Here is a 24,911-nt window from a genome sequence, read left to right as displayed (position 1 = left end):
CCGCCCGCCCGGGGGGCCCGGGTGCGCCCCCCCCGCCCCGCGGCCCCGGGGGGGGGGCCGGGGGGCCCGCCCGGGGGCGCCCCTCCGCCCGCGGCCGCGGCACCTGGGCCGTGCCGCTCCACGCCGGTGCGCTGCCCGGCCTGTTCGGACGTGCGGTGACCCTACGGCACTACGGCACACCGTCACCGCACTGCGCTCCCACCGGGCCGGCTGAGCCCCGGCAGCGGCCCCGGTCCCGGCCGACCCCGTCGAGGTTGCCGTGCTCGTTCGCCACGGCGGGGAAACACGACGACACCGCCCCCGGGTGCCGGCCCGCGGTCCGTGCGTGACCAACCGACGGCTGGGTACGTTGCCCACGGCATGGACAACAACGACCCCCTCGGCCTCGACGACCTCGAGTCCGCTCCCGTCGAGCAGACGATGGAGCGGCTGGCACTGATGAGCCGCGAGGAGGCGGATGACCTGCTACGACTGCTGGCGACGGTCGCCGCAGAGGGCGGCCCGCTGTCCGCGGAAGCGGAACGGCTCGCGCGGGACATCGCGGCCCGCATCCCTTCGGAGAACTGACCGCCGCCCCCGGCGGGGCGATGACGGCGGAACGCATGTCGATCACCTCGAACAGCCGGTGCGGTGTGACCGTGGGCCCCGCATCCGGCGCGCGCCGGTAGGTCCCGGGACCGGCCGGCAGAGGCGCGACGCCGCGCAGGGCGCCCGACATCGGGAAGTCCTGGCACGGGCGGCATCGGTCCGGCCCCAGCGCGACCGGAACAGGCGGTATGCGTCCGGCGTTACGGTGACGGCGGTACAGGAACGATCAAGGCGGTCGGCATGCACGGCGAGTACAAGGTCCCCGGGGGCAAGCTGGTGGTGGTCGATCTCGACGACCACGACGGCGTCCTGCGCGACGTGCGCGTCGCTGGAGACTTCTTCCTCGAACCCGATGAGGCCCTGCTCGCCATCGACCGGGCCCTCGAAGGTGCCCCGGCCACCACGGAGGCCTCCGAACTCGCCGAGCGCATCCGAGAGGGCCTGCCCGAGGGCGCCGTCATGTACGGTCTGACCCCCGAAGGCATCGCGACAGCCGTCCGCCGCGCGCTCGCCCAGGCCACCGACTGGACCGACTACGACTGGCAGCTCATCCACGAGGGGCCCCAGCCGCCCGCCTTGCACATGGCGCTGGACGAGGTCGTCACGGCGGAGGTCGCCGCCGGGCACCGGCCGCCCACCCTGCGGGTATGGGAGTGGGGCGGCCCGGCCGTCGTCATCGGCAGCTTCCAGTCCCTGGGCAACGAGGTGGACGCCGAGGCCGCGCAACGGCACGGGATCACCGTGGTACGGCGTATCTCGGGGGGAGGCGCCATGTTCGTGGAGCCCGGAAACACCATCACCTACTCGCTGTCCGTGCCCGCCTCCCTCGTGTCCGGACTGTCCTTCGCCGATGCCTACGCCTACCTCGACGACTGGGTGCTGGGCGCTCTGGACGACATGGGCATCAAGGCCTGGTACCAGCCCCTCAACGACATCGCCACCGAGGCCGGCAAGATCGCCGGTGCGGCCCAGAAGCGCATGGTCGGCCCTGATGGCGGCCCTGGGGCCGTCCTCCATCATGTGACGATGTCCTACGACATCGACGCCGACAAGATGCTCGAAGTGCTCCGCATCGGCAAGGAGAAGATGTCCGACAAGGGGACCAAGAGCGCCAAGAAGCGCGTCGACCCGCTGAGGCGGCAGACCGGGCTGTCCCGGGAAGCCGTCATCGACCGCATGGTCCGCTCGTTCCAGGCCCGTTACGGCCTCACCACGGGCCACATCACCCCGCAGGAGCTTCAGCGGGCCGAGGAGCTGGCCGCCACGAAGTTCTCCGCCCCGGAGTGGACCGCGCGCGTGCCGTAGCGGTTCGCGGTCCGTCCGCGCGACCAGGCCGCGTCAGTTCCACAGCGGATAGGTGACCACACGCGCGAATCCGTCCGGCCTCGAGCCGGTGTAGACGAGGCTCATCTGCGTGTAGTGCTGCAGCTGCGGATCCTTCTTCCACGGCTGCGGATGGCCGAGCCGCACGGTGACCGGATACGAGTGGAACGTGCCCGCCGCGCAGTACGGCTTGCAGTCGTTGACCACGTTGATGCCGCTGGCCGTCGCCGAACCCTGGTCCCAGTGCGACCAGCGGAGCGAGGCGAGGCGGCTGTTGCCGTCACCGCAGGCGATCATGAAGTCGGCGGGTCGCACCTGCGCGTGCCAGACGCAGTCGACGATCACGGGACGATCGGGCTGCCGCTCGGGGATGTGTCCGGCCGGTGGGGCGGCGGAGGCCGTTCCCATGGCTGCTGCGAGCAGGGCGACGGCACTCAGGGTGACCGCCGTCTTCACCGTGTGGATCCGCATGTTCACTCCCGGCCGTCCGTGCAGGCGCCTGTGTACCGACGCTACGACCGCGACCGGGTAATGCACCACTCGTACGCGCCGGTCGGCGGTCACCAGAGCTTGTCGATCTCTCCCGGATACAGCTCGATGCGGCTGTCGTGGAACGACATCCGGCTCTGCCGGGCCCTCGCCGAGAAGAAGTCGCCCAGGGTGACCTTGTCGAAGCCGGGCCGGTCACTGGGAAACGGGTCGCGCGGTGTCCCGCCGATCAGCACCGCACCGGGCAGCAGTTGCCAGCCCGCACGCTCGTAGAACGCCTGGAGCGGGCGGTCGCAGGTGAACAGCCCGAGATCCAGGTGCCGGGCGATCATCGTCTCCCGCGCCGCGGCGACCAGGCGCCGGCCGTGTCCGAGGCCACGGCTGTCCTGCCGCGTCACCACCGTGCTCAATCCGCCGGCGGCGTAGCGCGCGCCCGCATGGGATATCTCCTTGGAGAGGATGTCCAGAGCGGCGAGCACCGTCCCCCGGTCCACGAGCAGCATCGACCAGGGACGCAGCAGGGGATCGTGGGCCGGGGCACCGGCAGGGGCGACCGGGCCCTCAGCGGACGGCCAGGCCTGCTCCTGGAGGTCGCGCACCTGCGTGCGCAGTTCGACCGGGGTGGCCTCTTCGGGAAACGACAGGATCTGCACGCGCTGATTCTGTTCCCCCGCCACGGGAGCGCAAGCGGTTTTCCGGCGCCCGGCGCCGGGGACGTTTGCCGCGGGACCCGTCGCCTGGTGTGGGGGGAGCCTGCGGGCACCCCGTCGTCCGGCGGCGCCCGGGTGCCTTTCCCATCAGGTTGGTCGAGAAGGGCTCTGACGCCCGGCTTCTGATTTCCGCTCACACCGCACTTCTCGACATGCGTGGTACGTACCCGGAGACACCGAGGGTGACGGCACTCGCAGTCTGAGTGATGAAATTCAAGGTATACCGGGTCGTCAAACGACCTGACGGAATTCACCCATTCGGACCATTCACTCTGACTTGTCGAACATTCACCTACGGCTTCCGTATCCTTTGACGAGGCGCCGGAGGACGCCGCTGAAGCAGGTTTGAGGGAGGAGCGGGACGCTCGGTCTTGTCGAGTTCGGGTCAGAATCCTCCGTCGGGCCGCCCGAAGCGCCGAAATGCGGTGGTGCTGCTGTGGGGTGCAGATGTGAGCCTCCATCCGAGTGCTTGTCACTCGGCCCGCGGCGTGGCGAGCCCAGGAATACCGGCCCGTTGAGCGATAGTGTCGAGTTGTCGAGATCGATTCCGAGTGGCCGCCTGATCGTGATCGACTGACACTGAAGCGCACGCTTTCGTGATCAGACAACAGAAGCGCACGACCCAGTGGCTTCCGGGATTTACCGGGTTCGGCCCCTGCGGGGTGCCAGGGCATGGGCCTGACCATCGCGAGGCGATGGTTAGCGATATATCCGCAAGGAGTTAGCATGGGAGAGAAGTCTGCCGAGGTGTTGATACCCGGCCCGGACGAACCTCCGACGGCCAGGCGAAACAGCGCAGGCCCGCCAACCATGGATACCGAGAGGAAACTCGCCGAAGTACTGGCTGATGTCGTGTGCGTCGAACGCGTTTCGGCCGACAGCCACTTCTTCGAAGATCTCGGTGCCAACTCTTTGGTGATGGCTCAATTCTGCGCGCGCGTCAGGAAGCGGTCGGATCTGCCTTCGGTGTCCATGAAGGACATCTATCGGAACCCCACGATCCGGCACCTGGCAGCGGCACTCGCGGACGCCGTCCCGCCTCATGTCGACGGGCAGCCCCTGACGGTACGGTCGGTGCAACCGGCGGTGTCCGCTCCGGAGGCTCCCGTGAAACGGGCGAGCACGTCCGCCTATGTTCTGTGCGGAATGCTCCAGTTGCTGGCTTTCCTGGGATACTCCTTCGTCACCGGACTCGTCGCCGCCCGAGGCTACGACTGGGTCTCCGACGGAGCGGGGCCGGCCGTCATCTATGCCCGGTCGCTGCTGTTCGGCGGGATCGCCTTCACCGCCGTGTGCGTGTTTCCGATCGCGGCCAAGTGGATCCTCGTGGGCCGTTGGAAGGCGGGCGAGTTCCCCATCTGGGGCCTGACCTACCTGCGGTTCTGGATCGTCAAGGCGTTGCTCCATGCCAATCCGATGATTTTCCTAGCCGGAAACCCGCTGTATGTGCTGTACCTGCGGGCCCTCGGCGCCCGGATCGGCAAGGGAGTCACGATCCTCTCCCGCTCGGTCCCGGTCTGCACCGACCTGCTCACGGTCGGCGAGGGCACCGTCATCCGCAAGGACGCGTTCTTCCTCTGCTACCGAGCGCATGCGGGGCGTATCCAGACCGGGCGGGTGACCCTCGGCCGTGATGTGTTCGTCGGTGAGAAGACCGTGCTCGACATCGACACCTCGATGGGTGACAGGGCCCAGCTCGGCCACGCGTCCTCTCTGTACCGCGGACAGTCCATCCCGGACGGCGAGCGCCGGCACGGGTCCCCGGCACAACCCACGGATACCGACTTCGTACGGATCGAACCGGCCAAGTGCGGCACGCTGCGCCGGGCCTGGTTCGGCATCGCCACCCTGCTCCAGCTCTTCCTGCTGTACATCCCGCTGGGCGTCGGCGGAATGTACATGGTGTTCAGCTGGGTCCCCGCGCTCGAGGACCGCCTGAATCCGGAGGACGTCGACTCCTTCCCGGAACTTCTGACGGACTCGCTGTTCATCTCCCTCGTCGTGTTCTTCGGCCTCGTCGTCGGCGGACTCGCCCTGGTGTGCACCCTTCCCCGCCTGCTGAACCTGGCCCTCAAGCCCGACAAGGTCTATCCGCTCTGCAGCTTCCGGTACGCGGCGCAACGGGGCATCGCCCTCATGACGAACATCAGGTTCTTCACCTGGCTCTTCGGCGACAGCTCCTACATCGTGTACTACCTGCGAGCCCTCGGATACGACCTGACGCAGGTGGAGCAGACCGGGTCCAACTTCGGCACCGAAGTGGTGCACGAAACCCCTTACCTGGTCTCCGTCGGCAGGGGCACGATGGTGGCCGACGGTCTCTCCATCGTCAACGCGGACTTCTCGAGCACGTCCTTCCGGGTGTCCCGGGCGACGATCGGGCCGCACAACTTCCTCGGCAACAACATCGCCTATCCCGCGGGCGCCAAGACGGGCGAGAACTGCCTGCTGGCCACCAAGGTGAACATTCCGCTCGACGGCGAGGTACGCGAGGGCGTCGGACTGCTCGGCTCGACGAGCTTCGAGATTCCCCGCACGGTCGAGCGCGACTCACGGTTCGACCACCTCAGGACGGGCGACGAACTGCACAGTCACCTCTCTCGGAAGAATCGTTACAACCTGCGCTCCATGGGCCTGCTCCTCAGCATCCGGTGGCTGCACGCCTTCGTCCTCACGGCGCTCGGTCTCGCCACCCTCAACCTGTACGGAGCGCTCGGGTACATCGTCATCGCCTGCTATCTGTCGTTCAGCCTCGGATTCACCGCCGTGTACTTCGCCCTGGTGGAGCGCTGGATCGCGCGATTCCGTCCGCTGAGCCCCCAGCTGTGCTCCATCTACGACCCGTACTTCTGGTGGCACGAGCGCCTGTGGAAGGTGCCGGACCGCCATGTGATGGTCTTCAACGGCACCCCCTTCAAGAACCTGATCTGGCGGTTGATGGGCGTGCGCATCGGCCGCAGGGTCTTCGACGACGGCCTCTATGTGACGGAGCGGACGCTCACCGCGATCGGGGACGACTGCACCCTCAACGTCGCAAGCAAGATCCAGTGCCACTCCCAGGAGGACGGCACCTTCAAGTCCGACCGCACCACGCTCGGTGCCGGCTGCACCCTCGGGGTCGCCGCACATGTCCACTACGGCGTGACCGTGGGCGACGGCGCCGAGCTGGCACCGGACTCCTTCCTCATGAAGGGCGAGGAAGTCCCCTCGTACGCACGGTGGGGTGGCAACCCCGCCGCAGAGAATCCGGACGCTCCCGGCTGGCCCTTCGGCGTCGGTCAGGCCGCGACGACAGTGACGTCCCCGGCACCCGGTGCCGCGCCGACGGTGAGTTGAGAAAGGCCTGCGATGGAAGCGCAGCTGAACGCGGACCGGGAGTTCTGGAGCCGTGTGCTGGCCGCCGGTGGCAGCACCGTGATCCCCCGGTGGGCGCCGGAGCGGGCCGAAGGAGTCGCCGCGTACGAGACGGTGGTCCCGGACGAGACGGCCAAGGCGGTGCACGCGCTGGCGGGAGAGCTGGGGGTGCCGGTCAGCTCGGTCGTGCTGGCCGCGCACGCCAAGGTACTGGCCGCGCTGTCGGGCGAGCAGGACGTGGTCACGGGCTATGCCGCCGGACCGGACGACGACCCGCTGCCCTGTCGGCTGACCGTCGCTCCCCCCACCTGGCGCGGCCTGGTCGCGAGCGTCCACCGAGAGGCGGCCGAACTGCTCGCGCACCAGGAGTTCCCGGTGCGGGAACTGCGCAGGGAACTGGGCGTGGCCGGTCCGTCGTACGAGGTCGTTCTCGACCCCGAGGGGACCGGTCACGCACTCGCCGACGAGACGGTGCTGGCGGTGGACTGGGACGACCGGGGCGAGCGGACGCTGCTGCGGCTGCGCTATCGCACGGAGGCACTGGACGCCGAGTGCGCCGCCCGGATCGGCGGCTACCACGTCACCGCGCTGAGGCTTGTGACCGCCGACGCGGATGCCGAGCACGTACGCCAGAGTCTGCTGTCGGCCGAGGAAGTGCGGCAGCAGCTCGAAGGGCTGGCCGGGCCCGCGCGAACGCTGCCGGAACAGCGTGCGCACGAACTGTTCGAGCAGCGGGTACGGGCCCATCCCGAGGCCGTGGCCGCCGTGCACGGCGACCGCTCATGGACCTACGGGGAACTCAACGCCCGCGCGAACCGGCTGGCCCGGGCGCTGCTGGCCCGAGGACTCGGCGGCGAGGACGTCGTCGGCGTGGTCACCGAGCGCAACCTCGACTGGCTGGCCGCGGTGCTGGCGGTGTTCAAGGCCGGAGGCGTGTACCTGCCCATCGAGCCCCACTTCCCGGCCGGGCGCATCGAGGCGACACTGTCGCGCGCCGGGTGCCGGCTGGTGCTGACCGAGTCCGGCAGCACCCACACCCTCGACAAGGCCCTGGCGCTGCTGCCCCACATCGAAAGGCTGCCGGTCGAGACGGCGTACGCGGAACAGCACGCCGACACCGATGTCGCGGTCAAGGTCACCCCCGACCAACTCGCCTACATCTACTTCACCTCCGGCTCCACCGGCGAGCCGAAGGGCGCCATGTGCGAGCACGCGGGCATGCTCAACCACCTCTTCGCCAAGATCGACGACCTGGGCATCGGCGAGGGGCGCGTGGTGGCGCAGACGGCCCCGCAGTGCTTCGACATCTCGCTGTGGCAGTTGCTCGCCGCGCTGCTGGTCGGCGGGCGGACCCTGCTGGTCCCGCAGGACGTGATCGTGGACGTCGAGCAGTACGTAGACACGCTGGCCCGCGGCAGGACCGGGGTCGTGCAGGTCGTGCCCTCCTATCTGGAGGTGGTGGTCTCCTATCTGGAGCAGCACCCCCGCGAACTGCCGGACCTGATGTGTGTGTCCGTGACCGGCGAGGCGCTCAAGCGGGAGCTGGTCCAGCGCTGGTTCACGATCCAGCCGGGGATCAAGCTGGTCAACGCCTACGGGCTGACCGAGACCTCCGACGACACCAACCACGAGGTCATGGAGCGGGCACCGGAACGGGTCCTGCTGGGGCGCGCCGTCAACAACGTGCGGGTCTACGTCGTCGACGAGCGGCTGTCCCTGGTGCCGCTGGGCGCCCCGGGCGTGATCGCGTTCTCCGGGGTGTGCGTGGGCCGCGGATACGTCAACGACCCCGAACGGACCCGTGAGGCGTACCGCGACGACCCGTACCGGCCGGGGGAGCGGCTCTATCTGGGCGGCGACTGGGGACGCTGGCACCCGGGCGGCAAACTGGAGTTCCTGGGGCGCCGCGACAACCAGGTCAAGATCCGTGGCTTCCGCATCGAGATCGGTGAGATCGAGAACAACCTGCTCAAAGTGCCCGGGGTCCGCGACGGTGCGGTCGTCGTCGCCGAGCTGGCAGGCCGTAGCGCCCACCTGATCGCGTTCTACACCGGCCGGTGCCAGCCCGCGGACGCGCTGCGCCAGGCGCTGAACGCCGTGCTGCCCGCCTACATGGTCCCCTCGGCCTTCCACTGGCAGCAGAGCCTGCCGCTGACCGCCAACGGCAAGATCGACCGGAAGGCCCTGACCACGCTGGCCCAGCGGACCGCCTCGGCCGCGGAGTCCGGCGCCGCCGGGGAGGAGTTCCAGACCCCACGCACCTCCTCCGAGCGGAAACTGGCAGCCGCCTGGGCCGAGCTGCTGGGCGTCCCCCAGGACCACGTCAGCCGGCAGGACCACTTCTTCGACCGCGGCGGCACCTCGCTGTCGGCGGTGAAACTCACCATCGCCCTGGGCCGGGCGGTGTCCCTCAAGGACATCACCCGCCACCCGGTGCTCGCCGACCTCGCCGCGCTGCTCGACGGCGCGACCCAGCGGCGCCCCGAGCTGCTTCAGCCGCTGTCCGTGCCCGAGGGCGCGCCGGAGCACGCCCTGGTGTGCTTCCCCTACGCGGGCGGCAACGCGGTCAACTTCCAGCCGATGGCCGGCGCCCTGGCGGGTAGCGGGACCGCGGTCTACGCCGTCGACCTGCCCGGACACGACCTCGCGGCCAGGAACGAGCCGTTCGCGCCGATCGCGCGGGTGGTGGAGCAGGCCAGCGCCGAGATCGTCGCACGCGGTCTGACCAGGGTCATGCTCTGGGGGCACTCCTCGGGCGCCGCCCCGGCGCTGGAGACGGCGAGGAAGCTGCGCGAGGCCGGGCTGGAGGTCTCGCGGGTGTTCCTCGGCGCCCAGTTGCTGGGCAGCGCCACCGACCGGCGCTCGGCCATCGCCGAGCTGACCAAGCGGAGCAACGCCGACATCGCCGCGCGGCTGACCGCCGACAGCGGCTACACCGAACTGGGAGAACTCAACGCACAGCACGCAGAGCACGTCGGTGCCGCCTACCGGCACGACTGTGTGTCCGCGCACCGCTACTTCGCCGAGGCCCTGGAAAGCCCGCCGACGGTGAAGCTGGCCGCGCCGGTCACCGTGGTCGTCGCCGCCGACGACCCGAACACACCCGGGGCCCCCGACCGGTACCACGACTGGCAGCTCCTGGCCGAGCGCGTGGACCTGCACGAACTCGCCGACGGCGGCCACTACTTCCCGCGCACCCGGCCGGCCGAAGCAGCACGGGCCGTCCTGGGCGCAGCCGAATTGCTGACTTCCTCCTGAGTTTCCCGAGGCGCGATAGAAAGGAATCCGAGATGTCGTCCTCATCCCCGGCATCACTGCTCGAGGTGGAGCTACTGCCGGACAAGCCCCCGGTCCTGCACGTCGACGCACCGGGTGATGCGGCCGGCTGGGCGGCCGCGCACCGCGACGCGCTGCGCGGGCAGGTCACCGAGCACGGGGCGCTCCTCGTCCGGGGCCTGGGAGTACGGGAGACCGACCAGGTCGCCGCCGTCTTCGCGGGACTCGCCGATGGCCTGATGACCGAGCGCGAGGCCTTCGCCCCCCGGGAGCGCCACGGCCCGGGGCTGTACTCCTCCGCGGCCTGGCCGGACAACCAGCCGATGTGCATGCACCATGAGCTGAGCTACACCCTGGAGGCTCCCGGCCTGATGCTGTTCGCGTGCCTGCGCGCGCCCGGCGAGGGCGGCGCGACCGCCGTCGCCGACGCGGAGCGCGTGCTCCAGGCGCTGCCCACCACGCTGAGCGAACGCTTCGAACGCGAGGGCTGGCTGCTCACCCGCAGCTACAACGACGAGATCGGGGCGTCCCTGGAGGAGTCGTTCGGCACGGACGACCACGCTGCCGTCGAGCGGTACTGCCGTGACCACGCCATCGACTTCGCCTGGCAGCCCGACGGGTCGCTGCGGACGCGCCAGCGCCGTGACGCCGTGGTGCGGCACCCGCGCACGGGCCGGCGCTGCTGGTTCAACCAGATCGCCTTCCTCAACGAATGGACGCTGGCCCCGGATGTGCGCGAGTACCTGGTCGACGAATACGGCGCGGACGGTCTGCCGTTCAACACCTGCTTCGGCGACGGCAGCCCCATCGGCGAGGACGTCGTCGAGCTGATCAACACCACCTACGAGGAGCACACCCGGCGCGAGCCCTGGCAGCCGGGGGACGTGATGCTCGTGGACAACATCCGCACCGCACACAGTCGCGAGCCCTTCACCGGAGACCGCCAGGTGCTGGTCGCCATGGCCGAACCGCAGCGACCCTCCGAGAGCCGCCCGACTCCGGAGGTGAGTCCGCGATGACGACTCTGCCGTCCCCCGCCACCCAGCCTGCCCCGCCACCCCGGTTCCCCGCGCCGACCTTCGCGGTGATCTCCGGTGCGCAGGTACAGCAAACACTCGAGGGGCGCGAGAGACAGATCGTGGAACTGGTCGAGACCACCTACCGGCTGCACGGCGCAGGGGACTCGGTCAACCCACCCTCGTACTTCCTGCGCTTCCCCGACCGTCCGACGGCCCGGATCATCGCCCTGCCGGCCTCCATCGGCGGGTCCGTGCGGGTCGACGGCCTGAAATGGATCTCCAGCTTCCCCGGCAATGTGTCCGCCGGGCTGCCCAGGGCCTCCGCGGTCCTGATCCTGAACGACCCCGACACCGGTTACCCGCTGGCCTGTCTGGAAAGCTCCATCATCAGCGCCACCAGAACCGCCGCGTCCGCCGCGCTGGCGGCGGACTGGCTCAGCCGCACCCGGACCCGCCCCACCCGGGTCGGATTCTTCGGTGCGGGCCTGATCGCCCGCTACATCCACTCGTTCCTCATCGGCACCGGCTGGACGTTCGACACGATCGGGGTGCACGACCTGTCCGCCGACAGCACCGCCGGCTTCTGCAGCTATCTGCGGCAGTCCCCCTCCACCGGCCAGGTCACCGTCCACGACAGTGCCGAGGACCTGATCCGCTCCAGCGACCTGGTGATCTTCGCCACCGTCGCCGGCGCACCCCATGTCACCGACCCGGCATGGTTCAGCCACAACCCGCTGGTCCTGCACGTCTCCCTGCGCGACCTCGACCCCCAGGTCCTGCTCGCCTCGGCGAACTACGTCGACGACGTCGAGCACTGCCTGAAAGCCGATACATCCCCTCACCTCGTGGAGCAGGCCACCGGCAACCGCGACTTCCTGGACGGCACCCTCAACGACGTCATGACCGGGCGGGCGACCCCGCCGGCCGACCGGCCGGTGGTCTTCTCGCCCTTCGGGCTCGGCGTCCTGGACCTCGCCGTCGGCAAGTACGTCTACGACGAAGCCGCCCGGGCCGGACACCTCCATCTCATCGACGACTTCTTCCACGAACTGCGCCGGTATGGCTGACGAAGCCTTCCCTCAGCCCTGGCACCAGGAGGCCACCGTGCCCGTCATAACCGCTCCTCACGCCTTCAACGAAAGCCAGCTGTACGTCGACCTCGAGCCGATCTTCGGGCGTTCTCTGTACCTGAAGTGCGAGGGCTTCAACTTCGCGGGCTCGATCAAACTGAAGGCTGCGATCGAGATGGTGGAGACCGCCGAACGGGAGGGAGTCCTGAAGCCGGACTCGATCCTCGTCGAGTCCTCGTCCGGAAACCTGGGCGTGGCGCTCAGCATGATCGCCGCCAGCAAGGGCTACCAGTTCCTGTGCGTCACGGACTCCCGTTGCAACCTGTCGGCCCGACTCCTGATGGAGGCACTGGGCAGCCAGGTACACATCGTCGCCGACCTGGACGCCAACGGAGGCTTCCTCGGCGCACGAATCGACTACGTACGCGAGCTGTGCGCGTCCGACGACCGGTATGTGTGGCTCGGCCAGTACACCAACCCGGGCAACTGGCGGGCGCACTACCGCACCACGGCACCGGAGATCGCCAGGCAGTTCCCGGAGCTGGACGTGCTGTTCATCGGGGCCGGCACCACCGGGACCCTGATGGGGTGTGCGCGCTACTTCCGCCAGTGGCACAAGCCGGTGCGGATCGTCGCCGTGGACAGCGTCGGCTCGGTGGCCTTCGGCGGCAAGCCGGGCCGCCGGATGATCCCCGGTCTGGGCATGAGCATGCGCCCGCCGCTGCTGGACGAGTCCCTTGTGGACGAGGTGATCCGGGTCGAGGAGGCGGACACCATCCGTGCCTGCCACCGACTGGCCCGCCGCGGGTTCCTGTTCGGCGGCTCCACCGGGACGGTGGTCAGCGGCGCGATGGACTGGCTGTCCCGCCATGACACGCGCGGAGTGACCGCGGTGGGCATCGCCCCGGACCTCGGCGAGCGCTACCTCGACACCATCTATCAGACCAACTGGCTGGAGGCGCTGTACGGCGACCGGATCCTCCTCGACTCCGAAGAGATCACGAAGGATCCCCGGGGAGGCGAGCCCACGTCACGGGCGTCGCGCCGGCGCCCGGAGGCCTAGCTAGCCGGGCCCCGGCGCGCCGTACCCGAGCGTGGGCGCCTCGCGGGACTCCCGCGCACCGGTTGCCGTCGTCGGCGGCTCACCGGCGGGCCGGCGTCCGGGGCGGGAGGTCACGGGGAGGGCGGGTTGTGCCGTCCCTGTGCTTCCTTCGAGAGGGCGCCGGCGGCGGGCGGCCCGTCCTGCGGTGTGCGGTGCGGCGCGGGAGCGTGCCCGCCGCGCAGCGCCGAGGCGAGCGCGGAGACCAGGGCCATGCCCGCGGCCACGGCGAAGACGATGGCCAGCCCGTGGTGGAACGGCTCGGCGACCAGCCGCGGGAAGAAGCTGTGACCGGTCAGGGCGGCACGCTGGGCCGCCGAGAGATGCGCGAGCGTCCCGCCGGAGGCGAGCAGATGCTCGACGGGGTTGTTGCCGAGGAAGGTGGCGAACAGCGTACTGACCGGCGGCAGTGACGCCGCGTGCTCGGCCGCGCCGGCCGGGACGCCGTGCGCCGTGAGCCCGTTGCGCAATGCTGTGGGCAGCGACGAGGCCAGCCCGGAGACCATCAGCGAGAAGAACACGCCGATGGACAGGGCGGTGCCCGAGTTCTGGAAGGTCGAGCGCATGCCCGAGGCGACGCCCCGGTACTCCGGCGGCACGCTGCCCATGATCGACGATGTGTTCGGCGAGGAGAACATGCCCTGGCCCAGCCCGTTGAGCAGCAGCAGCGCCGCGAACGGCCCGTAGTCGAAATCGACCGGCAGGGTGAGCAGGCCGAGGAAGGAGCCTGCCACGACGACCAGACCCGCCGTGGAGAACACCCGGGCGCCGAACCGGTCCGAGAGATAGCCGGACAGGGGACCGGCGATCAGGAACCCCAGCGTCAGCGGCAGCATGAAGATGCCCGCCCACAGCGGGGTGTCCTCGAACGCGTAGCCGTGCAGGGGCAGCCATATGCCCTGCAGCCAGATGATCAGCATGAACTGCAGCCCTCCGCGCGCGATCGCGGTCAGCAGGGCGGCCAGATTGCCCGCGGCGAACGCCCGCACCTTGAACAGGGCCAGCTTGAACATGGGCTCGGCGACGCGCGTCTCCGCGTAGCAGAAGAGCAGCAGCAGGGCGCCGCCGCCGATCAGCCCGCCGAGCACCCAGGGGTTGCCCCAGCCGGTGGCGCTGGAACCGTAGGGCTGGATGCCGTAGGTGATGCCGGCGAGCAGGATTCCCGCGCCCGCCGCGAAGGTGATGTTGCCCAGCCAGTCGATGCGGCCGCGGTGGCCCGCCGCGGTCTCGCGCAGGCTCAGATACGACCAGATCGTCCCGGTGACGCTGACCGGCACGCTCACCCAGAACACGGCCCGCCAGTCCACGGTGGCGAGCAGGCCGCCGGCCAGGAGGCCGAGGAACTGTCCGGCGAGCGCGGTGATCTGGTTGACGCCGAGGGCCATGCCGCGTTGCCGGGCGGGAAAGGCGTCGGTGAGGATGGCGGCCGAGTTGGCGGTCAGCATGGAGCCCCCGAACGCCTGCACGATGCGCCACAGGATCAGCCACAGGGCTCCCGCGCCCGCCCGGAACGGGTCCAGGGACAACGCGATGGACGCACCGGCGAAGATGAGGAAGCCGAGGTTGTAGATCCTGACCCGGCCGTACATGTCGCCGAGCCGGCCGAGGACGACGACGAGCACGGCCGACACGAGCAGATAGCCCAGGATCATCCAGAGCAGATAGCCGATGTTGCCGGGTGCCAGCGGGTCCAGACCGATCCCGCGGAAGATCGCGGGCAGCGAGATGATCACGATGGAGGCGTCCATCGTCGCGATCAGTACACCGAGTGTGGTGTTGGACAGGGCGACCCACTTGTAGCCCGGGCCCGCGGGCAGGTCCCGCCGACGCGCGGAGCGTGGAGTGCGGACGGCAGACGGGCCGCCGCCCCTCGCTCGGTTCCTGGGCCGGCCGCCGGGGCCCGGGGCGCCCGCGTTCACAGCCGTTCCGCCAGTCGGTCGAGCAGGAGCAGGGCCGATGCGAGCGTCTCCCGCTCCTGGGCCGTGAACTCGTCGAGGGCCGCCGAGAGCCGGTGGACGGACTCGGAGTGCCGCTCCGCGAGCATCGCCCGTCCCTCCTCGGTGATCGCCACGACGGCCCGTCGCCCGTCCGCCGCGTCGGGGGTACGACGGACCAGTCCGCGCTGTTCGAGCCCGGCCAGCGTGCTGGCCATCGCCTGCGGCCGTACGCGCTCCAGGTCCGCGAGGGCCCCCGGGGAACCGGGGCCGTCAGCCGCGAGCCGGGCGAGCACCGACACTTCGGAGAGCGTCACATCGCCGACGGCATGCGCCTGGCGCAGCCGCCGGGACATCCGGCTCACGGCCAGTCGCAGGCCGGAGGCGAGGCGCACGGTGTCCGCCTCGACGGTGTTGCGATCGAGCCCTGCGTCTTCGTCTGCCTTCATAGGTAATAACACTAGGTTTATCAGCCTGGGCTGTTCAATCAAATGTTAGTAATCATCGAGTCGTCGCCGCTGACGCGATACACGTGGAGCCGCAGGGCCGCGACGGCGAAGGTGAGGACGTCCGCCTCGCCTCGTTTGTCCGGCCCTGCCAGGGTTACCCGCCCGGGTGATGCTGACGGCCGATATGGAGACATGAGGAGAGGAGGGCGCAGTGATGAGCAACGCGACGACGGAACGCGAGGAGGCGGCCCGGCTTCCCGAGGGAGACGTGGTCCGCATCCTGCTGGAGCAGCACGCCCGGATCCGAGACCTGTTCGACGAGGTCAAGCACGCGCGGCAGGAGCAGAAGAGGCAGATCTTCGACGAGCTGAGGGCCCTGCTGGTGGTCCACGAGAGCGCGGAGGAGATGATCCTGCGCCCCATGGCGAAGAGGACCGCCGGAGCGGCCGAGGCCCAGGCCCGCAACCACGAGGAGCTGGAAGCCAACAAGGTCCTCGTCCAGATGGAGAAGATAGCCGTCGGCAGCCCCGAGTTCGACGCCGGGATCGCCGCCTTCGAGCGGTCCGTGATCGACCACGCCGAGCGCGAGGAGCAGGAGGAGTTCCCCGCCGTGCGTCAGGGCTGCGACGAGCACCAGCTCAAGGGCATGGGCACCCTGCTCCAGGTGGCGGAGAAGATGGCACCGACCCATCCGCACCCGACCGCGGCGGGATCGACCACGGCCCTGTGGCTGACCGGGCCCTTCGTCTCCATGATCGACCGGGTGAAGGACGCCCTCACCCGATCCCGGGGCGGTACCTGACACGGCGGTGCCAGGTACGGGGAGCCCGAAGGCCGTGGAAGCGGTACGGAACCCCGCACCGCACCGCGCGCACGGCCGGTGTCGCCGGGATCGGCTGGGCTTCGACGGCTGGTCTGCCGAGGTCCCATGGGATGGCTGCGCAGAGCCCTGCCATGCCGGGCCGCTCACCTGCCGTCCCGCCTGGGCCGCGTGCGCGGCCCTGTCGGCGTGGCCGCCGCTGGGCGTACGCACCTGTGGCGGCGCCTGCCACCACGAGGCTTACGGGACGAAGGACGTGCGTCCCCTCACCCGGCGCCGCGGTCCGTTACGCGGGCGAGGACCTGGGCTCCCCGCCCCGGTCGAGCCCCCCGTACGGTTCAGGTTCGGCTCGTCCCCCCGCAGGCCCTGCGCTGTGCGCGTCACCACCACGGTGGACATGGGACACGGGAACGGGCCCGCCGCGCCTGGCCGTGAACACGGCGTGACGCACGTTTGAGTCGTGCTCGGAGGTGTCCTGCGGGAAGGTGGAAGTGTGACAGCAGGCGCCACGGAACTCGCCCGAGAGTGCGAGCGGCTGCGGGTGGAGAATCGGCAACTGAAGCGTGCCGTGACCTCGCACGCCCTGGTCGACCAGGCGATCGGCGCCGTGGTCGTTCTGGGGCGGATCCCGCAGGACCAGGCCTGGGGAGTCCTGCGGGACGTCTCCCAGCGCACCAACACCAAGCTGAGGCTCGTCGCCGAACACGTCCTCAAGTTCGCCCAGGGCGGTGACCTGCCGCAGCCGGAGCTGGACGAATTCAGGCGGGCCCTGGACCGCAACAGGATCGGCTCCGACACAGATCCCTGAGACCCGTACCGCGGCCACCACCCGGTATCCCGCCCGCCGCCGTCCCCGGCTTGTCGAACGGGCGGCCGCGGGCACTGGGAGATGATGGGGTGTCCTGGACAGCCAGGTCGCGGCGGACGGGATCGGCGAGCGGACCGAGCCTTGCCATGCCCGCTGATCGTGGAGGAATTGGTCACCAGACGAACTGGTGTTGGTTGGCCCGATCCAACGGAGCGAAGACTCTCTTTCGCTCTCGAATTGCTGCACCTCACTGGGCAGTGTGGGTGTCATTCCATGCCTTCGCTCACTTCGGGCTGACGGGCTTGTGTACGGGGATGCGCTGGAACGTTCTGGCGAGGGTGGGTGCGTGTGGGTGGGGATTGCTGCGCGGGTAGACATAAGAGAGGACGGCTGGAGGGGCGTCGGCGAGGGGGACGTAGAGGATGTCGGGATCAGGGTTCGCGGCGGCCACGGAGGAGGGCAGGACGCCGACACCGCGGCGGGCGGCGACGGCATGGAGATATTCCTCCAGGTTGGTGGCTTCGGCGCCGATCTCGGGGGTGGAAGTGCGCGGCCAGTCGTCGGGGGTGAGCGTGCCGCTGGTGGTGTTCAGCACGATGCAGCGGCGGCCGAGGTCGCGCCAGGTGACGGTGGATTTCACGGCCAAGGTGGAGCGTCGGGAGACGGCCGCGACGCGTGGCTCGCGGAGGATCGGGATTGCGGTCAGGCGGGGGTCGTCGTCGGCATTCCAGATCAGGGCGGCATCGACGGTGCCTTCGCGCAGGCCGGCGGTGCGGGTGTCGGACCGTACCGGCTGTACGAGGAGCTGGTGCTCCTCCTCCATAGAGGCGATGGCCTTCCGCCCCAGGCTCAAGGGGAAGCCCCAGGAGTAGCCCAGGCGGAAGTCCGTCGCGGGTGCGGCGGGCTCCAGAGCAGCTTCGAGCTGTGGGAGTAGGACACTCAATTCGGCCCGGAGCCGGTGGCCTTCGGGAGTCAGGTGAGGGTGGCGGGTACTGCGGTCCAGCAGACGGTAGCCCAACGTGTCCTCAAGACGGCGCAGTTGCCGACTCAAGGTAGGTTGCGTGATGCCGAGGCGGTCTGCCGCCCGGGTGAAGTGCCGTTCATCGGCCAGGGTCAGGAAGCACCTGAGGTGGTGGATGCCGATATCCATTTTCGTCAGGTTAGTCACTTGGTCAGCGAGGCCGACGACCCGGGTGCCGTCCCGCTCGCGGTTCCTGTGTGCCGATGGGCTGCGCGGCGGACGATCGTAAGGTGCAGGACGAGGGCCAACAAGGCCAGGGCAGCGGTGCAGTAAGGAAGCGCCGCCGGGGCGAGCCCTGCTGCGAGGACGGTGCCGCCGAGCGCGGAGCCGATGGCGGAACCGAGGTACACGGACGAACTGTTGAGGGCGACCGCGACGGGCGCCTGCTCCGGCTGGGCAGCGATCAGTTGGTGCTGCTGGGGTACTTGCAGGGCCCAGCCTGCGGCACCCCAGATCACCAATGGCACCGCCAGTGCCCAGGGGGCGCCGGCGGCGAGCGGCAGTAGCAGGTGCGAGGCGGTCAGAAGCGCCAGGACGCAGCCGACGATCGCGAAGGGGCGGCGCGTGCGGTCGACGATGCGGCCTATGAGCAGGCTGCCGATGACGCCGCCCGCGCCCCATGCCCACATGGGCCCGACTGTCCACGATGTGTTGGCCGCGTCTGTGAGGAACGGTGCGAGATACGTGTACAGGCCGAGGCTTGCGATGCCGCCGAGCAGGGAGACAACGGCGATGCCTGCGACGCGGCCGTCGGCCAGGATGCGGATCCGCTCGCGCAGCGCGGGAGGCGGCGCCGCTGCGGTGGTCGGCAGCAAGGTCATGCCGACCAGGGCGAACAGGCCGAGTGCGGTGATGAGCCAGAGAGTGTCCCGCCAGCCGGTGCGTTCGGCGAGCAGCACACCGAGGGGGACGCCGACGATGGTGCCGATGCTCATTCCGCCCATGATCAGCGCCAGGCTGCGTCCCCGACGCTCCGCTCCGGACAGGCCCGCGGCGGTGGCGGCAGCCATCGGTGAGTAGAGGCCCGCGCCTATCCCGGCCAGGGCCCGTGCCACCAGCAGCACAGGCAAGGCGGTAGCCAGCGCGGTGAGCGCGTTGCCGATGGTGAAGACAGTCAGGGCGCAGGCGAGGACGGCCTTGGCGGAACGTCCGGCGAGGACGGTCGCGAAGACGGGGGCGGCCACGGCGTAGCAGAGCGTGAAAACGGTCACCATCTGCCCGGCGGACGACTCCGCCACATGGAGATCACCTGCAACCTGCGGTAGGAGTCCGGCCATGACGTAGGCGTCAAGGCCGAGCGCGAACGCGCCGAACGCGAGCAGGAGCACGAACCTGCCGCGAGACCCGGCAGTGAGGGTGTCGCTCATCCCAGACGCTCCCAGTCCGTGTCGGAGGCGACAGTTCGGCCGTCGGGGAAGTAGCAGGCCGGTCCTGTGACGCGGGCGTGCTCTTCGATGGTGTTGAGCAGCTGTTGCAGTTCCACCGATTCGGTCAGCCCGGCGAAGGCGACCTGAGGAACCTCGCCGCGCTGGACGAAGCGCAGGACGTCGGCGACCAATCGGCGCAACTTGACGATGGTCCGCAGCCGGTCGGGGACCTGCTGATGACGGGGGTCGACCTCGTGCAACACCTCCTCACCGTCGACGCCCCGGCGCCAGATGCGAAGGTAGTCCGCGTCCCAGGTCGGGGTGTCGTAGACGGCTTGCGGGTAGGCGCCCGCCTGACGATTGATGTCAACGAACTCGCGGTACTGCCCGCTGCTGCGCAGCTCGTGCAGTTTTGCGGACAGGAATTCCTCGTACACGACGTGCTTCCCCTTCTGGTGTCGACGCTCGAAGGCGCCGGTGATCCGAATGACGGGAAGCAGTACACAGAGATGCGTGTACCTGTCACCAATGCGGAGCGTGCATGTAAAATTCCGCCGCGAAATGAAGCAAGGTCACAGGGGGTGCATCCGCCTCATGCGACGTTGGTCACAGACCTCAACTCGCCCGAAACCTCCGTCCGGGTGCTGAGCGCGGAACGAGGTCAGCTGAAAGACGGGTGTGCAGTAGCGCAACGGCACATCCAGTGCCATGAGCTTGCCCGCCGCGCTGTTCGGCGAGGGCGCCGCCGCAGCCCGCCAGGCGTTCGACATGCCAGAGTTCGCCGAACCGGCCGCCGCCGTCGAACAGTTCGACTTCCCCACATGCGAGGTGCCCGCCGGAAGCACCTGCCGCACCCGCGGCGGCACTCGACGATCCGTCGCGGCTGCTGCGCGACGACGCCGGCCAGGCCTGCCGCTGTCGTCGCGGTAAGCATGCGATCGGGACGCGATCGATTCCTGGCGGAGGTCTCCATGGGGCCCGCGCCACCGGGGCAACTCGGCCGGCACGGCCGCGCGCGCAAGCCGGAGCGGCCTGGCCGCAAACGGTTCCGGCGCGCCGTTCACCCTGGCAGGCGTACAGCGCCACTCCTTCGGACCGGACCGGCGGGCCACTCGGCCGCGCACACCCAACACTCGCTGAGGAAGAACCCCTCGGAAGGAGGACAACCATGAGCGCCACCCGACGCTCTCGCTGCCTGCGCAAGCCCCTGTCGGCCCTGACCGCCCTGGCCACCACCGCAGCCCTCGCCGTCGCCGTCCCGGCCCTGGCCACCCCGGCTGCCGCCGCCTCCAAGGCAACCTGCGGCGACCCCCGGCAGAACCTGGAGCCGACCGCCCAGGCCTTCCTCGACAAGCTCGCCGCGGCGGGCGGCCCGCCGATCCAGGACCTGTCGCCTGCCGCCGCCCGCAAGGCGCTCCTGGACCTCCAGGCCGCCTACCCGGTCGCCAAGCTTCCCGCCGACATCACCGAACGCACCATCCCCGGCGGTCCCACCGGCTCGGTCTCCCTCCGCATCGTCCGGCCGCAGGGCATGACCGGGAAGCTGCCCGCGGTGATGTACTTCCACGGCGGCGGCTGGGTCCTCGGTGACGCCTCCACCCACGACCGGCTGGTCCGGCAGATAGCCGACGGCGCCAAGGCAGCGGTGATCTTCGTCAACTACACCCCCTCACCCGAGGCCAGGTACGCGACCGCCAACGAGGAGGCCTACGCGGCCACCCAGTGGGTCGCCCAGCACGGCGACGAGATCAACGTCGACGGCTCCCGGCTGGCCGTGGCCGGTGACAGCGTCGGCGGCAACATGACCGCCGCCGTCACCCTGATGGCCAAGCAGCGCGGCGGTCCCAGGCTGGCCCAGCAGGTGCTGTTCTACCCCGTCACCGACGCCGACTTCGCCACCCCGTCCTACCAGCGCTTCGCCACCGGCTGCTGGCTGACCGCCGCGGGCATGAAGTGGTTCTGGAACCAGTACGCCCCCGACACCATGGTCCGCACCCAGCCCACCGCCTCCCCGCTGCGCGCCACCGCCGCTCAGTTGCAGGGCCTGCCCAAGGCGCTGGTGATCACTGACAGCGATGTGCTGTACAACGAGGGCCGCGACTACGCCGCCAAGCTGCACGCAGCCGGCGTTCCGGTCACCCACGTCCACTACGCGCACATGATCCACGACTTCGTGATGCTCAACGGGCTCGCCGACAGCCACGCCGCCAAGTCCGCGGTGGCCGAGGCCACCGAGGCCCTGCGTCAGGCCCTGCACGGCTGACGTGGGCTGCGCCGTCGCCTCGGACCGATACGACGGCCCCGACCGATCACCCCGCCCGACCGCTCGGCTCCCCCGAGGCGGCCGGGCGGTGCCCGCTGCGATGCGGGCGGCCGCCGGTCGACCGGGCTCGACGGCGCGGGTCGGCCGCACGGGGGCGCCCTCACTCGGGGCGTGGCGGCCGTCGTCCGGCGTGGGCCTCGTGGAGGTGGCGGCCCAGCAGGGCGCCGCCGAAGACGACGAAGCCGACCCCGATGAGCCAGGACTGGACGATGAGGACGGCGCCCACCGTGCCGTAGGTGACGGCGTTGTTCACGATGAGCGGCGAGAAGACCTGGTAGGAGAACCAGCGCAGGCCGACCAGGCCCAGCATGGTGGCCGTCGCCCCGGGCAGCAGCGCCCGCCAGGACACCCGGCTGCCCAGCAGGAAGTGCTGGCCCCACCAGAAGAACAGCAGGCCGAACGCGACGGTGAGGGTGATGCGGACGAAGGACTGGACCAGACCGCTCCCCAGGATCGCGCCGCTCTGCACCTCGGCGAACAGATAGGCCGTCAGGGCCGCGAGCCATACGGCGCGGCGCCACACGGTGTGCCAGCGACCCGCGGGCAGATCCCACACCCTCTCGTAGCCCGTCTGGACACTTGACGCGAAGGTGAGTCCGAACAGAGCCAGTGCGACGACGCTGAAGGCGCTGGTCGCGCTGAGTACTTTGCGGGGCGCAGAGAACAGGTGGTCGACGGCGTTCGCGGGCTGCCCCGTCAGGCTCATGCCGTCGGTCACCCAGGAGGCGAAGCCGCGCTGCTGGAAGGGGGCCGCGGCGGCGACGACGATCAGCAGCGGTGCGAGGGTGACGAGAGCCAGCGCGGCGAAGCCCATGGAGCGGTGCATCAGTTCCATCTCGCGGCCATGCTGCCAGAGCCGTCCGGCGGGCGAGTTGTGCCAGCGGGTGTGCCAGCGTGTGTGCCGTCCGCGGTGCTGGGGCCGTTCGTGCGGGGGCGGGCCTGAAGAACCCGTCATGCGTCCCCCGTTCCCAAGCCACCGACAGCTGAAACTTCCTGGTCCCGCTGACCACCCCTGGCGGTGCGGGGACGAGCTCGGTCTCCGGCCGTCCGGCGGCACGGCCGTCGCTGGTGCTCGCGGGCGCCGCCGAGGCGGGGCCACGCCGCGGCGTGCGGCGTGTCGTGCTGGTGCGCTACACTCGATCTAGTGAACGGCGCTGAACTACGGTGCCTTCCCAATGCGTTGGTGGTCCAAGGAAAGACGCCCCGCTTCCTGCGGGGAAATGCAGGTGCAAGGCCTGCCCGGCGCTCGACGGAACCCCGTCTTCGGTACTCCGAAGGCGGGGTTCTCTCTGTGTACGGAAGCCAGGGGGTCGAGCGGTCGTCGGAGGGCCGGCCGGCGTCAGCGGCTGTCGCGCCGAGCGACCCGCAAGGGCAGCGCGTTGGGGCGGATCTGCACATGCTCGACGGCACAGACACGGTGCCCGGGGGCTTACACACCTGTGCTGACCCTGTTTTACGGACGCGTACTGCGGAAACGGCCCGCAGTTCACGGCGGTCGTCAGGCAACGCCTGTGAGGGCAGCGTGGCGCCAGGGAGAACCTCCGGACCTGACGTGTGCGCGGCCGCCGACGCGGCGGCCCGGTGGTGCCTCGTTCCCCGCAGGAGAGAGGAGCCGTCGCGTGCTGCGCAGGGCTCCGCGGCCCGGCCGGCGCCCGCGCGCATACACGGGAGCAGGACGGAGACGGCCGCCGCCTCCAACCGGTGTTCACGGAAGGCGGCCTGGTAGGCGCCCAAGCCGGTCGGCCGGCTGTCCCCGCGCGCCGTTCGCCGATCGCTACTGACCCGCTCCCGCCACCGGTGCGGCGGCCCGCAGTCCCATACCCGGTGCGCCGGAGCCGACTTGGCTGTCCGTGGACGGGCCGTGGCCGGACCAGGACTGATGGCTCTGCAGTCCGGTCAGATGGGCCGGCGCCGGGGCCGGGCCGTAGGTACGGGTCGACCGGCCGCCACGGGCGGTTGCCTCGGCCAGGGCCAGGGCGAGCTGTTCGAGGCGGTTCTCCAGTGTCCGCAGCAACTCCTCGTCCCGCTGGCGCAGCGCTCCGAGCAGGTCCATGGCCGCCTCGTCACCGGCGAGCGCCGCGATGCTCTCACCGGCTCGGCAGGTCGCCAGGGACTGTGCGGCGGCAGCGTACTCGCACTCCGTGATCCTCAGCATCTGGCGGTCGGTGGCCGGACGGCCGCCGAGCAGGACGCCGTCCGCGATCATCGCGCCGGCCTCCAGCGGGATGCGGGCGGCGCGGACGGCGACCGACGCGAGGGTCCGGACGATGGCGGTCGCGTCGCTCAGCAGCCGGCGGGGCCGCAGGGCGCGGACACGGTCGTCGATGCGGTCGATGTACTCCCGTACGTCGGCGAGAAGGTGTTCCAGTGTGTGGCGGTGCGGATGTGCGGGAGTGACAGCCAAATCCGCCCGCAGCATGTGGATGAGAGCGGCGTGGGTCTTCCGGGCGTCCTGCAGCACCGGAATGAGCGCGTCCGTCGTCACTGCCATTGCGCGTGCTCCCTTGTCTGGGGTCGTGGGACGGCGGGAGGGGCGGACCTGCCTGTGGAGCGGATGTCCGCGTGGGCCGGCCCCGTGATCAGCGTGTGCGAACCGGCTCGAGATCGCGCGGTGGCCTCGTCCATCCCGGGCGCGGCCGATGGTGGCTCCCTGCGGTGAGAGCCGCCCGGGCGGGACGTCCGACGCCAAGACACCTGGCTAGTCCGTCCGGGTGTGCCGTACGCCATGCGGCGGCGTACCCCGCGGCGCGTGCACGGGTGCGGTGAGCGCCCGGAGTTGAGCCGAGGGCGTTCCGAGGGCCGGTTCAGCGCGTCTGTGCCGCCTCGTCGGACCGCTGTGGCATCCGGGCCCAGGGCCGTTTTCGAGACGGGCCGGAACGTCGGCCCGGGGCCGATCGTCGGCCGCGTCGCCGGGCCGACGGGGGGCGGCGGGCCGCTCCACGAGGGCGTTGTCAGTGGTCGCCACTAAGTTCAGCCGTGTCCCGCCGATCCGGCGTGGACGTCCCCTGGGCGCAAAGGAGATGGTGCGTTGTCGGATTGGGAGAAGTCGAGCACGGCACGGGTCACGTCACCCGCGCGGCCGCGGAAGCTGGCCAAGGTGCCGTTCGTCGAGCTGGCCGACGGACGTCTGCAGGGAGTGGTGTCCAGCGGCTCGGACATCGAGCGGGTGTACGTCTCGTCGGTCGCGGCCGGGACCTACGCGTTCGCCTGCAGCACCAACAACAACCGCCCCTGCGGCGGCGCGCGGGGCACGTTCTGCAA

At 70.2% G+C, this 24,911-nt stretch carries 20 protein-coding genes; 11 read left to right on the top strand and 9 right to left on the bottom strand.

Annotation, left to right across the window (positions count from 1 at the left end; translation table 11 throughout):
• The first annotated feature begins 360 nt into the window (after positions 1-360).
• Both ACWD5Q_RS28500 and ACWD5Q_RS28495 read left to right on the top strand, forming a co-directional pair.
• On the top strand, positions 361-567 hold the full coding sequence (locus ACWD5Q_RS28500; protein WP_451429925.1) for a DUF6417 family protein: 207 nt from the start codon (positions 361-363) through the stop codon (positions 565-567).
• A 261-nt stretch (positions 568-828) separates the two neighbouring features.
• Positions 829-1,893, top strand: a complete 1,065-nt coding sequence (locus ACWD5Q_RS28495; protein WP_451429924.1) for a lipoate--protein ligase family protein — start codon at positions 829-831, stop codon at positions 1,891-1,893.
• 33 nt (positions 1,894-1,926) lie between these two features.
• On the opposite strand, the gene ACWD5Q_RS28490 is transcribed toward ACWD5Q_RS28495, so the two are convergent.
• Together ACWD5Q_RS28490 and ACWD5Q_RS28485 are read right to left on the bottom strand one after the other, a co-directional pair.
• Positions 1,927-2,382: a hypothetical protein gene (locus ACWD5Q_RS28490; RefSeq protein ID WP_451429923.1), complete on the bottom strand. Its 456-nt coding sequence runs from the start codon at positions 2,380-2,382 to the stop codon at positions 1,927-1,929.
• Between the two features lie 89 nt (positions 2,383-2,471).
• The gene (locus tag ACWD5Q_RS28485; protein WP_451429922.1) at positions 2,472-3,053 is read right to left on the bottom strand and encodes a GNAT family N-acetyltransferase; all 582 of its coding nucleotides are present in this window, start codon (positions 3,051-3,053) and stop codon (positions 2,472-2,474) included.
• A 783-nt stretch (positions 3,054-3,836) separates the two neighbouring features.
• Here ACWD5Q_RS28485 and ACWD5Q_RS28480 point away from each other — a divergent pair.
• The 5 genes from ACWD5Q_RS28480 to sbnA are packed head-to-tail and all read left to right on the top strand — an operon-like array spanning position 3,837 to position 12,892.
• Positions 3,837-6,446 (top strand): Pls/PosA family non-ribosomal peptide synthetase, encoded by a 2,610-nt coding sequence (locus tag ACWD5Q_RS28480; protein ID WP_451429921.1) that lies wholly within the window; start codon positions 3,837-3,839, stop codon positions 6,444-6,446.
• Between the two features lie 12 nt (positions 6,447-6,458).
• A complete protein-coding gene (locus ACWD5Q_RS28475; RefSeq protein WP_451429920.1) occupies positions 6,459-9,722 on the top strand; it encodes a non-ribosomal peptide synthetase in 3,264 nt (1,087 codons plus the stop codon).
• Between the two features lie 32 nt (positions 9,723-9,754).
• A complete protein-coding gene (locus ACWD5Q_RS28470) occupies positions 9,755-10,759 on the top strand; it encodes a TauD/TfdA family dioxygenase (RefSeq protein WP_451429919.1) in 1,005 nt (334 codons plus the stop codon).
• Entirely contained in the window at positions 10,756-11,826 is a 1,071-nt protein-coding gene (gene sbnB / locus ACWD5Q_RS28465) for a 2,3-diaminopropionate biosynthesis protein SbnB (protein ID WP_451429918.1), read from the top strand. The genes ACWD5Q_RS28470 and sbnB overlap by 4 nt, the downstream gene beginning before the upstream one ends.
• 37 nt (positions 11,827-11,863) lie before the next feature.
• A complete protein-coding gene (gene sbnA, locus ACWD5Q_RS28460; protein ID WP_451429927.1) occupies positions 11,864-12,892 on the top strand; it encodes a 2,3-diaminopropionate biosynthesis protein SbnA in 1,029 nt (342 codons plus the stop codon).
• A gap of 110 nt (positions 12,893-13,002) precedes the next feature.
• Here the strand turns inward: sbnA and ACWD5Q_RS28455 are convergent, their stop codons facing one another.
• Entirely contained in the window at positions 13,003-14,676 is a 1,674-nt protein-coding gene (locus ACWD5Q_RS28455) for an MFS transporter (RefSeq protein WP_451429917.1), read from the bottom strand.
• Positions 14,677-14,843: 167 nt separating this feature from the next.
• Positions 14,844-15,311 carry a MarR family winged helix-turn-helix transcriptional regulator gene (locus tag ACWD5Q_RS28450; protein ID WP_451429916.1) on the bottom strand — a complete coding sequence of 156 codons (468 nt, stop codon included), beginning with the start codon at positions 15,309-15,311 and terminating at the stop codon, positions 14,844-14,846.
• Between the two features lie 214 nt (positions 15,312-15,525).
• Between ACWD5Q_RS28450 and ACWD5Q_RS28445 the strand changes: the two genes are divergently transcribed.
• A complete protein-coding gene (locus ACWD5Q_RS28445) occupies positions 15,526-16,113 on the top strand; it encodes a hemerythrin domain-containing protein (RefSeq protein ID WP_451429915.1) in 588 nt (195 codons plus the stop codon).
• A 511-nt stretch (positions 16,114-16,624) separates the two neighbouring features.
• Positions 16,625-16,939, top strand: coding sequence for an ANTAR domain-containing protein (locus ACWD5Q_RS28440; RefSeq protein ID WP_451429914.1), 315 nt, complete (start codon positions 16,625-16,627; stop codon positions 16,937-16,939).
• Positions 16,940-17,222: 283 nt separating this feature from the next.
• On the opposite strand, the gene ACWD5Q_RS28435 is transcribed toward ACWD5Q_RS28440, so the two are convergent.
• The 3 genes from ACWD5Q_RS28435 to ACWD5Q_RS28425 are packed head-to-tail and all read right to left on the bottom strand — an operon-like array spanning position 17,223 to position 19,764.
• Positions 17,223-18,107 carry a LysR family transcriptional regulator gene (locus ACWD5Q_RS28435; RefSeq protein WP_451429913.1) on the bottom strand — a complete coding sequence of 295 codons (885 nt, stop codon included), beginning with the start codon at positions 18,105-18,107 and terminating at the stop codon, positions 17,223-17,225.
• Positions 18,104-19,327 (bottom strand): MFS transporter, encoded by a 1,224-nt coding sequence (locus ACWD5Q_RS28430; protein ID WP_451429912.1) that lies wholly within the window; start codon positions 19,325-19,327, stop codon positions 18,104-18,106. Before ACWD5Q_RS28430 ends, ACWD5Q_RS28435 begins: the two co-directional genes overlap by 4 nt.
• Positions 19,324-19,764: a hypothetical protein gene (locus ACWD5Q_RS28425; RefSeq protein WP_451429911.1), complete on the bottom strand. Its 441-nt coding sequence runs from the start codon at positions 19,762-19,764 to the stop codon at positions 19,324-19,326. The genes ACWD5Q_RS28430 and ACWD5Q_RS28425 overlap by 4 nt, the downstream gene beginning before the upstream one ends.
• Positions 19,765-20,035: 271 nt before the next feature.
• Here ACWD5Q_RS28425 and ACWD5Q_RS28420 point away from each other — a divergent pair, with 271 nt between their 5' ends.
• Together ACWD5Q_RS28420 and ACWD5Q_RS28415 are read left to right on the top strand one after the other, a co-directional pair.
• Positions 20,036-20,257, top strand: a complete 222-nt coding sequence (locus ACWD5Q_RS28420; RefSeq protein WP_451429910.1) for a hypothetical protein — start codon at positions 20,036-20,038, stop codon at positions 20,255-20,257.
• Positions 20,258-20,495: 238 nt separating this feature from the next.
• A complete protein-coding gene (locus ACWD5Q_RS28415) occupies positions 20,496-21,590 on the top strand; it encodes an alpha/beta hydrolase (RefSeq protein ID WP_451429909.1) in 1,095 nt (364 codons plus the stop codon).
• Between the two features lie 160 nt (positions 21,591-21,750).
• Here the strand turns inward: ACWD5Q_RS28415 and ACWD5Q_RS28410 are convergent, their stop codons facing one another.
• Positions 21,751-22,605 (bottom strand): ribonuclease BN, encoded by an 855-nt coding sequence (locus ACWD5Q_RS28410; RefSeq protein WP_451429908.1) that lies wholly within the window; start codon positions 22,603-22,605, stop codon positions 21,751-21,753.
• Positions 22,606-23,424: 819 nt separating this feature from the next.
• Positions 23,425-24,141: a hypothetical protein gene (locus ACWD5Q_RS28405; protein WP_451429907.1), complete on the bottom strand. Its 717-nt coding sequence runs from the start codon at positions 24,139-24,141 to the stop codon at positions 23,425-23,427.
• Positions 24,142-24,911: the final 770 nt, after the last annotated feature.

It is taken from the genome of Streptomyces sp. NPDC002513, from assembly GCF_053595355.1.
This window is presented reverse-complemented; position numbering and strand designations above follow the sequence as displayed.